This window comes from Pseudochelatococcus sp. B33, assembly GCF_053570585.1.
On record NZ_JBSEFH010000032.1, the window covers coordinates 29,119 to 42,289 of the forward strand.

The following is a 13,171-nucleotide window of genomic DNA, read 5'->3' on the forward strand; positions in this document are numbered from 1 at the left end:
TTCGATGGGTTTTCGCGTGACTTGCGGGGGTGCCGGCGCGCGTCACACCAGATTGGGCTCCACCCTCGGCGCGCGTTCGAGCCACTCCGGCACGGGCAGCTCCTTCGAGCGCAGGAACTCGGGGTTGAACAGCTTCGACTGGTAGCGGTTGCCGTAGTCGGCCAGAATGGTGACGATGGTCTTGCCGGGACCGAGCTCCTGCGCCAGCTTGATCGCGCCGGCGATGTTGATGGCCGAGGAGCCGCCCAGAATCAGTCCCTCGTCCAGCACCAGATCGAAGATATAGGGCAGCGCCTCCGCGTCCGGGATCTGGTAGGCGATGTCGATGGGCGCGCCCTCGAGGTTCTTCGTGATGCGGCCCTGGCCGATGCCCTCGGTGATCGAGGTGCCCGTCGCCTTGAGCTCGCCCGTGGTGTAGTAGCTGTAGAGCGCAGCCCCCAGCGGATCGGCGAGGGCGATCTTCACGTCCTTGTTGCGTTCCTTCAGCGCGATGCCGACGCCGGCGAGCGTGCCGCCGGTGCCGACCGCGGACACGAAACCGTCGACTTTGCCGCCGAGCTGGTCCCAGATCTCCGGGCCGGTGCCCTCGACATGCGCCTGGCGGTTGGCGACGTTGTCGAACTGGTTGGCCCAGATCGCGCCGTTGGGGTCGGCGGCGGCGAGCGCCTCGGCGGTGCGGCCCGATACCTTCACGTAGTTGTTGGGGTTGGCGTAGGGCACGGCCGGCACTTCGAGCAGCTCCGCGCCGAGCAGGCGCAGCGCGTCCTTCTTTTCCTGCGACTGGGTGTCGGGAATGACGATGACCGTGCGGAAGCCGAGCGCGTTGCCGATGACCGCAAGCCCGATGCCGGTGTTGCCGGCGGTGCCTTCCACGATGGTGCCGCCCGGCTTGAGCTCGCCGCGCGCGATGGCGTCGCTGATGATGTAGAGCGCAGCCCGGTCCTTCACGGACTGGCCCGGATTGAGAAACTCCGCCTTGCCCCAGATCTCGGAACCCGTCAGCTCCGACGCCTTGTTGAGCCGGATGAGCGGCGTGTTGCCGACCGCCTCCGCGACGTTTTTCGCGACCCTTGCCGTGAATTGTGCTGCATTGCCCATGAAGGTCTCCACCTTTCCAGATCCATCCGTGCAGGCTAAAAGAGATCGGTTGAATTGTCTATTTACTATGTAAAAAGAAGCGAAATACGAAACAGGCGTGTAATTGGGCGCGTCGGCCGGAAAGACGGTCCGGCGGCAACCGGCGCCGCGAGCAGGAGACAGGAATGACCAACACCCCACCAAAAGGCGTCGTCGATGTGGGTATCGACGAGGTGAAGCGCGGGCTCGCCGACGGCTCGCTGCTGCTGATCGACGTGCGCGAGCCGGAGGAATACCGGGCCGGCCACATCCCGGGCTCCGTCTCCGTGCCGCTGTCCACCTTCGATCCGGCGGCGCTGCCCGACGCCGGGGGGCGGCGCGTCGTCTTCTCGTGCAACTCCGGCGGGCGCACCCTGCGGGCGCTGGCGGCCTCGCAGGCGGCCGGGCTCGACCTCAACGAGCACTACAAGGGCAGCTTCAAGGACTGGGTCGCCCGCGGCGAGCCGGTCGGGACAGGCGACGAGCCATAAACCCGGGGGCGGACGCCGCTTCGCGTCCGGGACTGTCCACAGGCGGGGAATACTCACGCGCTCGTTATCTTGGAAATGTTCCAGCTTATGATAGTACTAAGCTGGACCGTTGATAACGGGGCGTGTCGATGACTGCGCGACACTCGGCCGTCCCTCTCATGTATGTCGCCTGAGAGGTTAGCCGGGATGTTTCGTTCGTTGGCTATTGCAGCCGTATTCGCCGTTGGTCTCGCCGCCCATGGTTCGGGAGCGCTGCGCGCTCAGGAGGACGTCATCTCCCAGCGTCAGGAGCTGATGAAGGAGCTGGCGGGTGCGACGCGCGCGGCTGCCGGGATCGCCAAGGGCGAGGTGCCATTCGACGCAGCGAAGTCGCAGGAGATCTTCAACACCTATCTGGCGCTGTCCGAAAGGGGCCCGGCGCTCTTTCCGGAAGGGTCCGACACCGGCAAGACCAGGGCCTTGCCGGCGATCTGGGAGGACAACGACGCCTTCCTCGCCGGCTTCGCGACCCTCGGCAATGAGGCGAAGCAGGGACTGGCCGCGCAGGACCTCGATAGCTTCAAGGCCGCTTTCTCCGCCGTCAACAAGGCATGCGGCGACTGCCATCAGACCTTCCGCAGGCCGCAGTAGGCGCCCATGCGGCGGGCGCTCGTCATCTTGCTGGCGCTGCTGCTCGCGGGTGGCGCCGTCTTCTGGTGGCTGACCGATCCCGCCCGGATCGCGGCCGGACAGGAGCCCATCCCGGAGGGGCCACGCGATCTCGCCAACGGCGAACTGCTGTTCCACGCCGGCTATTGCGCCTCCTGCCACGCCACGCCGGGGGCGGAAGATCCGCTCTCTCTCGGCGGCGGGCTGGCGCTGGTAACGGCGTTCGGCACTTTCCACGCGCCCAACATCTCGCCCCATCCCGCCGACGGCATCGGCGCCTGGAGCGAGCGGGATTTCGTGCGCGCCATGCAGGCCGGCGTATCGCCCGACGGCCGGCACTACTATCCCGCCTTTCCCTATACCTCGTTCCAGCGCGTCAGTGCGAAGGATCTCGCCGATCTCCTCGCCTACATCAAGTCGCTCGATCCCGTTGCCGGCAGGGCGCCGGGCCATGACCTGCCATTCCCGTTCAACGTCAGCCGGGGGCTCGGCCTGTGGAAGCTCGCCTTCCTCGACGGCAGGGAATTCGCGCCCGATCCGGCGCGCACAGTGGAGTGGAACCGGGGCGCCTATCTGGTGGAAGGCATCGGGCACTGCGCCGAATGCCACAGCCCGCGCAACTTCGCCGGAGCGGTCATCGCCGACAGGCGTTTTTCCGGCGGCCCGAGCCCGGACGGCAAGGGCACGATACCCAACATCACGCCCCACGCGGACGGCATCGGCGGCTGGTCGAAGGAGGAGATCGTCGAACTGCTGACATCGGGCTTCACACCCGAGTTCGATACGGTCGGCGGCGGCATGCGGGCAGTGGTCGAGAACACCACCCGCCTGCCGCAATCCGACCGCGAGGCGATCGCCGAATACCTGTTGTCGCTGCCGCCGATCCCGTCGAATCGCTGAGAACAGTGGTCAGCCCGGTCAGTCCATCACCGCGGCCTTGAGGATGCACACCATGACCGCCCGGCTCGGCGCGTCGCCGACGGCGCGCACCGTGTGCGGCCGGTCGCAGCGGTAGCGCAGGCTTTCGCCCGCGCGCGCCTCGTGCACGGTGCCGGCGATCTCAACCTCGAATGCGCCCTCGATCACCGACAGGCTCTCCACCGAGCCGCGCTGGTGCGCGTCGGAATCGAGCACGCCGCCCGGCTCCGAATAGACGTCGTACCACTGCAGCCATTCCACCGTCTTGATCCAGCCGATGATGGCAAGCCGCATGCGTCCGTCGTCCGACACCAGGATCGGCGTATCGGGACGCGAGATCTTCTCGATGAAGGGCTCGTCGGTGTCGGCCGCGAGCACCCGGTCGATGGAGACGTCGAGCGCCTGCGACAGCCGCCAGATGGTGGCGAGCGTCGGGTTCGTCTCGTTGCGCTCGATCTGGCTGATGATGGATTTCGCCACGCCGGACTGTTCGGCAAGCTCGGACAGGGACAGATTATAGGCCTTGCGCAGCCGCTGCACCGTCTTGCCGAGCTGCCCGGACAGCAATTGCGCCCCCGCGCTGAGGTCGCGCGTCTTCTCGCGTCCGCCTTCGGTTTCGGTCGCCATCCCTACCCCTGATCCATGCCCCGATACTGACGTCGGATCATCACGAATTCCACATAGCGGACGTTCGTTTGATCCTTAGAACGACATGTGATGATGAAGCACCGGGCGTCAATAGCGAATGCGCCACGGCGAAGCGGAAAGAAGTCAATGGCGCGCCGTCCGCCTACGCCTCCTGCCCCTCGAGCCGGGCCAGCGCCCGCTCATGGCCGATGAGCGGCAGCAGGTTGGCGAGCTCCGGCCCGTGCTCGCGCCCGGTCAGGGCGAGGCGCAGCGGGCGGAACAGTTCCCGGCCCTTCTTGCCGGTCTCGGCGGCAATCGCCTGCGTCCATACCTGCCAGGCGAAGGGCGACCACACCTCCCTGGTCCACGGCCCGGCGGGCAGCTTGCTCGCCGCGGCATGCGGCACGAGCGGGTCGTCGATCACCGGCTTCAGCGGGCCCGAGACGATCTCCCACCAGTCGTGCGCGTCGATGAGGCGCGCGATGTTGCCGCGCACGACGAGCCAGAACTCCTCTCCGCCGCCGACCTTGAGCGCGGTCAGCCGCTCGCGCACCGCCTCGTAGGGCAGTTCGTGCAGAAGCCTGGCGTTGAGCTGCGCCAGCTCCTTCTCGTCGAACTTCGCCGGCGCGTGGGACAGGCGGGTGATGTCGACGATTTCCGACAGTTCCTCCAGCGATCCGACCGGACGCACCGGCTCGGACGATCCGACCAGCACGGCGAGCGAGGCGACCGCCATCGGCTCCATCCCGGCGGACCGCAGCTCGCGCAGTGACAGGTGCCCGAGGCGTTTCGACAGCCCGTCGCCGGAGGCGGTGGTGAGCAGGTTATGGTGCGCGAACACCGGCACCTGGCCGCCGAGGGCCTCGAACAGCTGGATCTGCACGGCGGTGTTGGTGATGTGGTCCTCGCCGCGAATCACATGGGTGATACCCATGTCGATGTCGTCGATGACGGAGGGCAGGGTATAGAGGTACGAGCCGTCCTCCCGGCGCAGGATCGGGTCGGACAGGGAGGCGCAGTCGATGCCGATCTCGCCGCGGCACAGATCCTCCCAGGTGACGACACGGTGGTCGAGCAGGAAGCGCCAGTGGGGGCGGCGACCCTCTTCCTCGAGCTTGGCGCGTTCCGAGCCGGTGAGCCTGAGCGCGGCGCGGTCGTAGGTCGGCGGCAGGCCGCGCGCGAGCTGCAGCTTGCGGCGGCGCTCCAGCTCCTCCGCCGTCTCGTAGCAGGGATAGAGCCGCCCCTCGTCGATCAGCCGCTGGACGGTGGCGTCATAGAGCGCGAACCGCTCGGACTGGCGGAAGAACGCGTCGGGCAGGATGCCGAGCCACGTCAGATCCTCCACCGCCGCCTGGGCGTACTCCTCCGTGGAGCGCAAACCGTCGGTGTCGTCGAGCCGCAGGATGAAGCGCCCCTCGTGCCGCAGCCGGAAAAGCCAGTTGAGCAGGGCCGGCCGCGCGTTGCCGATATGCAGGAACCCCGTGGGCGAGGGTGCGAAGCGGACGGTCGGCGAAACAATGTCTGTCATGAACCTGCGGCCATTGAGGGCTTTACGAAAGGAGGTCGCGAAAACCGTTGGTGATCGGATAGCGCCGGTCGCGGCCGAAATTCCGCCGGCTCACCTTGACCCCCGGCGCGGCCTGCCGGCGCTTGTATTCGGCGATGGCGAGCAGGCGCTCCACCCTGCGCACGGTATCGGGATCGTGGCCGCGCGCCACGATCTCGGCCAGCGACAATTCATGCTCGACGAGCCCGTCGAGGATGTCGTCGAGAACGTCGTAGGGCGGCAGGGAATCCTGATCGGTCTGGTTTTCGCGCAGCTCCGCCGTGGGCACCTTGGTGATGATCCGCTCCGGGATGACGGGGCCGTCCGGCCCCAGCGCGCCTTCGGGCTTCCAGCGGTTGCGCAGCCGCGCCAGCCTGAAGACCTGCGTCTTGTAGAGATCCTTGAGCGGATTGAAGCCGCCGTTCATGTCGCCGTAGAGCGTGGCGTAGCCGACGCTGACCTCCGACTTGTTGCCGGTGGTCAGCACCATGGCGCCGAACTTGTTCGACAGCGCCATCAGGATCGTGCCGCGCGCGCGGCTCTGCAGGTTCTCTTCCGTGACGTCGCGCGGCAGGTTGGCGAAGAGCGGCGCAAGCGAAGCCTCCAGCCCCTCGACGGCGGCGGCGATGGGCAGCACGTCGTAGCGCACGCCGAGCGACCCGGCGCAGGCGGCCGCGTCCTCGAGGCTCTCGCTTGCCGTGAAGCGATAGGGCAGCATGACGCAATGCACGCGCTCCGGCCCCAGCGCGTCGACGGCGATCGCCGCCGCCAGCGCCGAGTCGATGCCGCCCGAAAGGCCGAGCACCACCCCGGGAAAGCGGTTTTTCGTCACGTAGTCGCGCAGGCCCAGCACGCAGGCGGCGTAATCCGCCTCGTCGCCCAGCGGGACGGCGGCGGGCGTCTCGTGCCGCAGCCGCCATCCCGCCGGGGTGGACCGCGCCTCGACGGCCACGATCGCCTCGCCGAAAGATGGCAGTTGCACGGCCGGCGATGCGTCCGCATCGAGGGCGAAGGAGGCGCCGTCGAACACGAGTTCGTCCTGGCCGCCGACCTGGTTGACATAGGCGAGCGGCAGGCCGCTTTCGCCCACCCTGGCGTGGGCGACACCGAAACGCTCCGCGTCGACGCCGCGCCGGTAGGGCGAGCCGTTGGGCACCAGCAGAAGCTGCGCACCCGCCGATTTCAGCGCCGCCACGGGGCCCGGCGTCCAGATATCCTCGCAGATCGGCACGCCCACCCGCACGCCGCGCACGGTGAGCGGCTCCGGCGCCGGGCCGGGCTCGAACACCCGCTTCTCGTCGAAGACGCCGTAGTTGGGCAGGTCGACCTTGAGCGCCCGCCCCGCGATCGCCCCGCCGTCGAGGTGGGCGACCGCATTGTGCAGGCGCCCGGCCTCCCGCCACGGCAGGCCGATGAGCACGGCCGGGCCGCCGTCGGCGGTATCGCGGGCGAGGTCGTTGCAGGCCTGCATGCACGCCGCGACGAAGGCCGGTTTCAGCACCAGATCCTCGGGCGAATAGCCGGCCAGGAACAGTTCCGGAAACAGGATGACGTCGGCCTTCTGCCGGGCCGCCTCGCGCCGCGCGTCGCGCGCGCGCGACAGATTGCCGCCGATGTCGCCGACAAGCGGATTGAGTTGCGCCAGCGCAATGCGCAAACTTTGACGGAGCTCTGTCATGCGAATGGTTTAGACCATGTGTGCGTAAAGGAAAAGGCGCATTGCCCTTCGCCCTTTATGGATGACCCCGGGCGGGAGTCAATGTCGACTGATTGCAGAGAAATTATAGGCTCATGGCATGACGTTGGATATGGCGGTTTCGCGATTCCTGCCGCATGATGAGGAACCCGGAGACCGGTGTTCATGTTGGTCATGTCACCGCCTGATGTGTTGTCGACGCAGGCGAGTGTCACGGCAATAAGCGTCCCTGCAACGAGGATCCGAAGATGACGATCAAGACCCGTAACGATCTTGGACAGAATGTGCGTTCCAAGTCGATCGACCTGTTGAATGAGCATCTTGCGCTGTTCATCGATCTCGGCGCGCAGCTCAAGCATGCGCACTGGAACGTCAAGGGGCCGCATTTCATCGCCCTGCACGAGCTGTTCGACCAGCTCTATGCGAATGTCCTGGAATATACCGACACCGTGGCCGAGCGGCTCACGGCGCTTGGCGGCATCGCCCACGGCACCGTGCAGGCAGCCGCCGAGGGCACCAAGCTGAAGGCCTATCCGCTGCAGATCACCGATGGCCTGGAGCATGTCGACTATCTGGCGCGCTCCATCTCGGAAGTCGCCAAATCGGCGCGCAAGGCCATCTCGGTGACGGAAGAAGCGGGCGACGCCGCCACCGCCGACGTCTTCACCGAGGTGACCCGCGGGCTCGACAAGAACCTGTGGTTCCTCGAAGCGCACATCCAGGAAGTCAACAAGTAAGCAGGCATGCGGGTGAGGCGCGAGAGCGTGCTTCGATCAAACGGAATCATTTGATCGATAGGAACTCGCTCAAAATCAAAAAATTAGATCATTCCAGCGTTTCCATGAACGCTGGAATGATCGAGCGCCTCACCACCAGGCGTGAAAATGGTGCACCGGGCCGTGGCCCTTGCCGATGGCGAGCCTGTCGGAAGCGGCGATGGCGCGGCTGACGTAGTCCTTCGCCGCACGCACGGCATCGATCTGCGCCGTGCCGCGCGCGAGGCCTGCGGCGATGGCCGACGAGAGCGTGCAGCCGGTGCCGTGGGTGTTGCGCGTCGCGATCCGCGGCGCCGGAAGGCGCGTCATGCCCGTGGCGTCCGCCAGCAGGTCGACGCTTTCCTCGCCGCGCGCATGCCCGCCCTTGATCAGCACCGCGCGCGGGCCGAGCTGCAGCAGTGCCTCGGCCTGCGCCAGCATGGCAGTCTCGTCCTCCGCGATCCCCGCATTGAGCAGCACGGCGGCCTCCGGCAGGTTGGGCGTGACGATGCTGGCGAGCGGCAGGAGCTTTTCACGCAAGGTCGCGACCGCGTTCTCGCTCAGCAGGCGGTCGCCGCTCGCCGCGACCATCACCGGATCGAGCACGACGGCCCGCTGGTTCCAGCGGACGAGGCCGTCCGCAACTGCCGCGATCGTCTCCGGCCGCGACAGCATGCCGATCTTGACCGCGCCGACTGCGAGATCCGAAAACACCGCGTCGATCTGCGCGCCGATGAAATCGGCCGGGACGTCGTGAATCGCGGTGACGCCGAGCGTGTTCTGCGCCGTGAGCGCGGCGATGACGCTGGCGCCGTAGACGCCGAGCGCCGAGAACGTCTTGAGGTCCGCCTGGATGCCCGCGCCGCCGCCCGAATCCGAGCCGGCGATAGTGACCGCGATGGGGGTGATGCCTGTCGCCATGGTTCAGCCTCCGGCCCCGCGCGCGGCGAGGCTCGCGTCGACGATGTGGCGCAGTTGCCGCGCCGCCTCGGCCGGATCGGCGGCGCCGAGGATGGCCGAGATGACGGCGACGCCGTCCGCGCCCGCGCCGATGACCTCGGCCGCGTTCGTGGCGTCGATGCCGGCGATCGCGCCGAGCGGCAGCGTCAGGCCGGCCGCGCGCGCGCTCGCCGCCATCCGCGCCAGCCCGTCGAGGCCGATAGGGGGCTTCGGGTTGTCCTTGCTCGACGTGACGAACACGCCGCCGATGCAGCCGTAGTCGATGGGCTCGCGCACGGCCTCGCGCGCCTCGTCCTGGTTGTTGATGGTCAGGCCGACGATGGCGCTGTCGCCGAGGAGCCGGCGCGCGTCGGCGGGCGCGATGTCGTCCTGCCCGATATGGACGCCGTCGGCGCCCGCCGCGAGCGCTACATCCACGCGATCGTTGATGAGCAGCGGCACGCCGCGCCCGGCGATCGCCGCCAGAATGGCGCGCGCCGTCTCGATGGCGGGGCGGGTTTCGGCGTATTTGTCGCGGTATTGCAGCAGCGTCGCGCCGCCGTCGATCGCTTCGCGTGCGAGGTCGGGCAGGGGCCGGCCGCCCGCCCGCTCGGGGTCGAGGATGGCGTAGACGCGCAGATCGACCGGGACGGGGATACGCGGTACCGGCTGGCTGTCGGACGGTTGCGGCATGAGGGCGCCTCGCTCGCATCAAGGATGCGGTTGGTCGATCATGCCCTGCGGAGGAACATCCGCGCCCTGCTTGCGCATCGAAGCCGCGGACCTATCTCGCTTCCCTCCGCCGGCATGACCCGGTTCAGGTTCGGTGGGTTGGCACGTGGCCTCTCAGCCCTGCAGCATCAAACCAAGAATGGGTACCGTTTTCTGGTTTGATGCATTTACGCTAGCGGGCACCCCAAGGAGACATACTCTATATTGAATATTGACCGGAAACGGGGCGAATGCAACCGCCCCGCCTCACACCGTGCGCTGGGCCTCGATCTCCGCGAGCCCGGCGGCATCCAGATAGTGCTCCAGCCAGTGGATGTCATAGAGGCCGTTCTGCACGTCCTGATTGCGCACCAGCGCCCGGAACAGCGGCAGCGTGGTCTCGATGCCGTCGACGACGAACTCGTCGAGCGCCCGGCGCAGGCGCATCAGGCACTCGGTGCGGGTGCGACCGTGCACGATGAGCTTGCCGACGAGCGAATCGTAGTGCGGCGGAATGCGATAGCCCTGATAGACCGCCGAATCGACCCGCACCCCGAGCCCGCCCGGCGGATGATAGTAGGTGATCGTGCCGGGCGATGGCCGGAACGACGACGGATGCTCGGCATTGATGCGGCATTCGATGGCATGGCCGTCGAAGACGATGTCCTCCTGCCGGATGGACAGCGGCGCGCCCGAGGCCACGCGGATCTGCTCGTTGACGAGGTCGATGCCGGTGATCATCTCCGTCACCGGATGCTCCACCTGGATGCGGGTGTTCATCTCGATGAAGTAGAACTCGCCGTTCTCGTAGAGGAACTCGACCGTGCCCGCGCCGAGATACTGCAGCTCCTGCATGGCGCGCGCCACCACGGTGCCGATGCGCTCGCGCTCGGAGCGGTTGAGCGCGGGCGAGGGGGCCTCTTCCCACACCTTCTGGTGGCGGCGCTGCAGCGAGCAGTCGCGCTCGCCCAGATGCACCGCGCCGCCGCGCCCGTCGCCGATCACCTGGATCTCGATATGGCGCGGCTTCTCCAGATATTTTTCCAGATAGACGGAATCGTCGCCGAAGGCCGCCTTGGCCTCCATGCGCGCGGTCGCCAGCGCGTCGCTGAGGCTTGCCGCATCCCGCGCCACCTTCATGCCGCGTCCGCCGCCGCCCGCCGCCGCCTTGACCAGTACCGGAAAGCCGATGTCCGCCGCGATGCGGTGCGCGTCCGTGTCGTCGCCGATGCCGCCCTCGGAGCCGGGCACGCAGGGGATGCCGAGGGTGCGCGCCGTGCGCTTGGCCGCTATCTTGTCGCCCATCAGCCGGATGTGATCGGCCTTGGGGCCGATGAAGGCGATGCCGTGTTCGGCCAGCACGTCGGCGAAATGCGCGTTTTCCGACAGGAACCCATAGCCGGGATGCACCGCATCCGCGCCGGTAATCTCGCAGGCGGCGATCAGCGCCGGGATGTTGAGGTAGCTGTCGCGCGCCGGCGGCGGGCCGATGCAGACGCTCTCGTCGGCAAGGCGCACGTGCATGGCGTTGGCGTCGGCGGTCGAGTGCACGGCGACGGTGGCGATGCCGAGTTCCTTGCAGGCCCTCAGGATGCGCAGGGCGATCTCGCCCCGGTTGGCGATCAGGATCTTGTCGAACATCGATTACTCGATAACCAGCAGCGGCTCGCCGTATTCGACCGGCTGGCCGTCTTCCACCAGCACGGCGGTGACCGTGCCCGAACGCGGGGCGACAATGTCGTTGAAGGTCTTCATCGCCTCCACCAGCAGCAGCCTGTCGCCCGCCTGCACCTTCGATCCCACGTCGATGAACGGCTTGGCGTCCGGCGAGGGCCGCCGGTAGGCGGTGCCGACCATCGGCGAGGTGACCGTGCCGGGGTTGTCCGCCAGCGAAACGGGCACCTGCGCCGGTGCCGCCGCGGCGGACAGGGCGGCCGGGGCTGCGGCCGCCACCGGCGCCGCAACGGGCGACGCGACGATGGTCGCGGTCACGTTGCGCGCCACGCGGATGCGCAGATCGCCTTTGGCGACCTCGATTTCGGTCAGGTCGGTCTGGGCGATGAGCTCCGCGAGCTCCCGGACGAGGTCTGGATCGATGGGGCTGATTCTTGCCATGCTTTCTTCAATCAGTGGTTCACCGCGCCGATCGGCGCATCTTCAACGGGGCGCATCGGAATGCCGGTCCTGACGCCGGCCTTGCAGTAGCGGAACGATGGCCTCCAGCGCAAGGTCGTAGCTCGCAGCGCCGAAGCCGCTGATAACGCCGCGCGCCACCGCAGCAATCATGGAATGATGGCGAAATTGCTCCCGCGTATGCACGTTCGACAGATGCACCTCGATCGTGAGCGCGTTCGCGCCGGTGATCGCGTCGCGCAGCGCGATGGAGGTGTGCGTGTAGGCGCCGGCGTTCAGGATGACGCCCGCGCCGGCAAGCCCCGCCTGCTGCACCAGCGTCACCAGTTCGCCCTCGATGTTCGTCTGGGCGAAGGAAAGCTCGATCGTCTCGCCCGCCGCCTGCGCCAGCGCGGCGGCCTTCGCCCGCAGCCGCGTTTTGATGTCGGCGAGAGTCAGGCTGCCATAGACCCCCGGCTCCCGCTGCCCGAGCAGGTTCAGGTTGGGGCCGTTCAGGATATGGACTGCGACCATTCGGCGGATGCCTGTCCTCTGGAGGATGTTACCGTTTCATGAAAACGGCGAGATCCTCTCACTTCCTTGTTTTGAGCGCTTTCCGATCGGAAAGCGCTCAAGGGCGAACACGAAACACGATCACGCGGACGCGCGCGGCTGCACGATCCACCATTGCAGGTTAATTTTTTCTCATAGCGCGATGCAGGGCGCAGGGGAAGTCTTGAAACATCCTTTCAAGAAGATAACCAAACGCTCCTGCGGTGCGGCGGCGCGGCGGGGATCAGCAGTCGAGCTTGCCGCATTGGCGCACGGAGGCCACCACCGTCTTGAGCGTGTCGAGCCCGACCGCGCCGGGGAGCACGCCGTCGCCGAGCACGAAGCTCGGTGTGCCGGAAAGCCCGAGCTTCTCGCCCGCCTGCAGGGTGCGCGCCAGCACCTGCCGCACGGCGTCGGACGTGATGTCCTTCTCGAGCCGCGCCATGTCGGCGCCGCTCGCCTTGGCCGCGGCGAGCGCCTGCTCCTTGCCGACGACGCCCGATTGGCGCAGCAGATCGGCATGGAAGCGGAAATATTGCTCCCCCTGGAGCTGCTTCCCGACGGCGATGCTGACCAGCGCCGCGTCGACCGATTCCTGGCGCAGGATCGGAAAATCGACGATGACGAAGCGAATGCGCGGATCGGCCTCCACCAGCGCCTCGATATCGCCGATCGCCCGCTTGCAGTAGCCGCAATTGTAGTCGAAGAACTCGACCAGCGTGACGTCGCCTTCCGGGTTGCCGAGCACGATGCCGTCGATGGGGCCCGAGGTCACTTCCCGCACGGTCTCGGCCACGGCGGCGCGCTGCTGGGCTTCCTGATGCTGCTCCAGCGAGGCGATCGCTTCCTTGAGCACTTCCGGATTGTTCACCAGATAGTCGCGCACCACGCTCTCGATCTGGGAGCGCTGCTCGGCCGACAGTTCCGCCGCAGCGGCGGGCGCGGCCAGCGCGAGGACGCCGGCGGCGGCGAGCAGGGAGGGACGAAGCCAACGAAAAGAATGCATGAATGATATCCTGAAATGCGGTGCAGGCCGGTTGAACCCGGCGTCCTTATGTGA

The 13,171-nt window shown here is 67.3% G+C and carries 14 protein-coding genes and 1 riboswitch; of the genes, 4 read left to right on the forward strand and 10 right to left on the reverse strand.

Annotated elements, in window-relative coordinates; all coding sequences use genetic code 11:
• Positions 1-42: 42 nt before the first annotated feature.
• The gene (locus ACUSIJ_RS25995; protein ID WP_449311323.1) at positions 43-1,098 is read right to left on the reverse strand and encodes a cysteine synthase A; all 1,056 of its coding nucleotides are present in this window, start codon (positions 1,096-1,098) and stop codon (positions 43-45) included.
• Between the two features lie 164 nt (positions 1,099-1,262).
• Here ACUSIJ_RS25995 and ACUSIJ_RS26000 point away from each other — a divergent pair, with 164 nt between their 5' ends.
• The 3 genes from ACUSIJ_RS26000 to ACUSIJ_RS26010 all read left to right on the forward strand — a co-directional run bounded on the left by ACUSIJ_RS26000 (position 1,263) and on the right by ACUSIJ_RS26010 (position 3,155).
• Entirely contained in the window at positions 1,263-1,607 is a 345-nt protein-coding gene (locus ACUSIJ_RS26000) for a rhodanese-like domain-containing protein (RefSeq protein ID WP_449311324.1), read from the forward strand.
• A gap of 198 nt (positions 1,608-1,805) precedes the next feature.
• Positions 1,806-2,237, forward strand: coding sequence for a c-type cytochrome (locus ACUSIJ_RS26005; protein ID WP_449311325.1), 432 nt, complete (start codon positions 1,806-1,808; stop codon positions 2,235-2,237).
• A gap of 6 nt (positions 2,238-2,243) precedes the next feature.
• Complete coding sequence (locus ACUSIJ_RS26010; protein WP_449311326.1) at positions 2,244-3,155, forward strand: c-type cytochrome; 912 nt, start codon at positions 2,244-2,246, stop codon at positions 3,153-3,155.
• Between the two features lie 18 nt (positions 3,156-3,173).
• On the opposite strand, the gene ACUSIJ_RS26015 is transcribed toward ACUSIJ_RS26010, so the two are convergent.
• The 3 genes from ACUSIJ_RS26015 to ACUSIJ_RS26025 form a co-directional block, all read right to left on the reverse strand.
• Positions 3,174-3,800: a helix-turn-helix domain-containing protein gene (locus tag ACUSIJ_RS26015; protein ID WP_449311327.1), complete on the reverse strand. Its 627-nt coding sequence runs from the start codon at positions 3,798-3,800 to the stop codon at positions 3,174-3,176.
• Between the two features lie 163 nt (positions 3,801-3,963).
• On the reverse strand, positions 3,964-5,328 hold the full coding sequence (gene gltX / locus ACUSIJ_RS26020) for a glutamate--tRNA ligase (RefSeq protein WP_449311328.1): 1,365 nt from the start codon (positions 5,326-5,328) through the stop codon (positions 3,964-3,966).
• A 22-nt stretch (positions 5,329-5,350) separates the two neighbouring features.
• Positions 5,351-7,024, reverse strand: a complete 1,674-nt coding sequence (locus ACUSIJ_RS26025) for an NAD+ synthase (protein WP_449311329.1) — start codon at positions 7,022-7,024, stop codon at positions 5,351-5,353.
• A 266-nt stretch (positions 7,025-7,290) separates the two neighbouring features.
• On the opposite strand from ACUSIJ_RS26025, the gene dps reads away from it, so the two are divergent.
• Positions 7,291-7,779, forward strand: coding sequence for a DNA starvation/stationary phase protection protein Dps (gene dps / locus ACUSIJ_RS26030; protein WP_449311330.1), 489 nt, complete (start codon positions 7,291-7,293; stop codon positions 7,777-7,779).
• A 129-nt stretch (positions 7,780-7,908) separates the two neighbouring features.
• Here the strand turns inward: dps and thiD are convergent, their stop codons facing one another.
• From thiD to ACUSIJ_RS26060, 6 genes are all read right to left on the reverse strand, one after another.
• The gene (gene thiD / locus ACUSIJ_RS26035) at positions 7,909-8,718 is read right to left on the reverse strand and encodes a bifunctional hydroxymethylpyrimidine kinase/phosphomethylpyrimidine kinase (RefSeq protein ID WP_449311331.1); all 810 of its coding nucleotides are present in this window, start codon (positions 8,716-8,718) and stop codon (positions 7,909-7,911) included.
• 3 nt (positions 8,719-8,721) lie between these two features.
• Complete coding sequence (thiE, locus tag ACUSIJ_RS26040; RefSeq protein ID WP_449311332.1) at positions 8,722-9,429, reverse strand: thiamine phosphate synthase; 708 nt, start codon at positions 9,427-9,429, stop codon at positions 8,722-8,724.
• 83 nt (positions 9,430-9,512) lie between these two features.
• Positions 9,513-9,665, reverse strand: a riboswitch (TPP riboswitch).
• 49 nt (positions 9,666-9,714) lie between these two features.
• Positions 9,715-11,088 (reverse strand): acetyl-CoA carboxylase biotin carboxylase subunit, encoded by a 1,374-nt coding sequence (gene accC, locus ACUSIJ_RS26045; protein WP_449311333.1) that lies wholly within the window; start codon positions 11,086-11,088, stop codon positions 9,715-9,717.
• A 3-nt stretch (positions 11,089-11,091) separates the two neighbouring features.
• Entirely contained in the window at positions 11,092-11,562 is a 471-nt protein-coding gene (accB, locus tag ACUSIJ_RS26050) for an acetyl-CoA carboxylase biotin carboxyl carrier protein (protein ID WP_449311334.1), read from the reverse strand.
• A 42-nt stretch (positions 11,563-11,604) separates the two neighbouring features.
• Positions 11,605-12,093: a type II 3-dehydroquinate dehydratase gene (aroQ, locus tag ACUSIJ_RS26055; protein ID WP_449311335.1), complete on the reverse strand. Its 489-nt coding sequence runs from the start codon at positions 12,091-12,093 to the stop codon at positions 11,605-11,607.
• Between the two features lie 262 nt (positions 12,094-12,355).
• Positions 12,356-13,117: a DsbA family protein gene (locus ACUSIJ_RS26060; RefSeq protein WP_449311336.1), complete on the reverse strand. Its 762-nt coding sequence runs from the start codon at positions 13,115-13,117 to the stop codon at positions 12,356-12,358.
• Positions 13,118-13,171 lie beyond the last annotated feature (54 nt).

What these genes read in the sequence shown, in the direction of transcription:
- ACUSIJ_RS25995 (WP_449311323.1), bottom strand. Translation starts at nt 1,098, where the DNA reads ATGGGCAATGCAGCACAATTCACGGCAAGGGTCGCGAAAAACGTCGCG.
- ACUSIJ_RS26000 (WP_449311324.1), top strand. Translation starts at nt 1,263, where the DNA reads ATGACCAACACCCCACCAAAAGGCGTCGTCGATGTGGGTATCGACGAG.
- ACUSIJ_RS26010 (WP_449311326.1), top strand. Translation starts at nt 2,244, where the DNA reads ATGCGGCGGGCGCTCGTCATCTTGCTGGCGCTGCTGCTCGCGGGTGGC.
- ACUSIJ_RS26015 (WP_449311327.1), bottom strand. Translation starts at nt 3,800, where the DNA reads ATGGCGACCGAAACCGAAGGCGGACGCGAGAAGACGCGCGACCTCAGC.
- gltX (WP_449311328.1), bottom strand. Translation starts at nt 5,328, where the DNA reads ATGACAGACATTGTTTCGCCGACCGTCCGCTTCGCACCCTCGCCCACG.
- ACUSIJ_RS26025 (WP_449311329.1), bottom strand. Translation starts at nt 7,024, where the DNA reads ATGACAGAGCTCCGTCAAAGTTTGCGCATTGCGCTGGCGCAACTCAAT.
- dps (WP_449311330.1), top strand. Translation starts at nt 7,291, where the DNA reads ATGACGATCAAGACCCGTAACGATCTTGGACAGAATGTGCGTTCCAAG.
- thiD (WP_449311331.1), bottom strand. Translation starts at nt 8,718, where the DNA reads ATGGCGACAGGCATCACCCCCATCGCGGTCACTATCGCCGGCTCGGAT.
- thiE (WP_449311332.1), bottom strand. Translation starts at nt 9,429, where the DNA reads ATGCCGCAACCGTCCGACAGCCAGCCGGTACCGCGTATCCCCGTCCCG.
- accC (WP_449311333.1), bottom strand. Translation starts at nt 11,088, where the DNA reads ATGTTCGACAAGATCCTGATCGCCAACCGGGGCGAGATCGCCCTGCGC.
- accB (WP_449311334.1), bottom strand. Translation starts at nt 11,562, where the DNA reads ATGGCAAGAATCAGCCCCATCGATCCAGACCTCGTCCGGGAGCTCGCG.
- aroQ (WP_449311335.1), bottom strand. Translation starts at nt 12,093, where the DNA reads ATGGTCGCAGTCCATATCCTGAACGGCCCCAACCTGAACCTGCTCGGG.
- ACUSIJ_RS26060 (WP_449311336.1), bottom strand. Translation starts at nt 13,117, where the DNA reads ATGCATTCTTTTCGTTGGCTTCGTCCCTCCCTGCTCGCCGCCGCCGGC.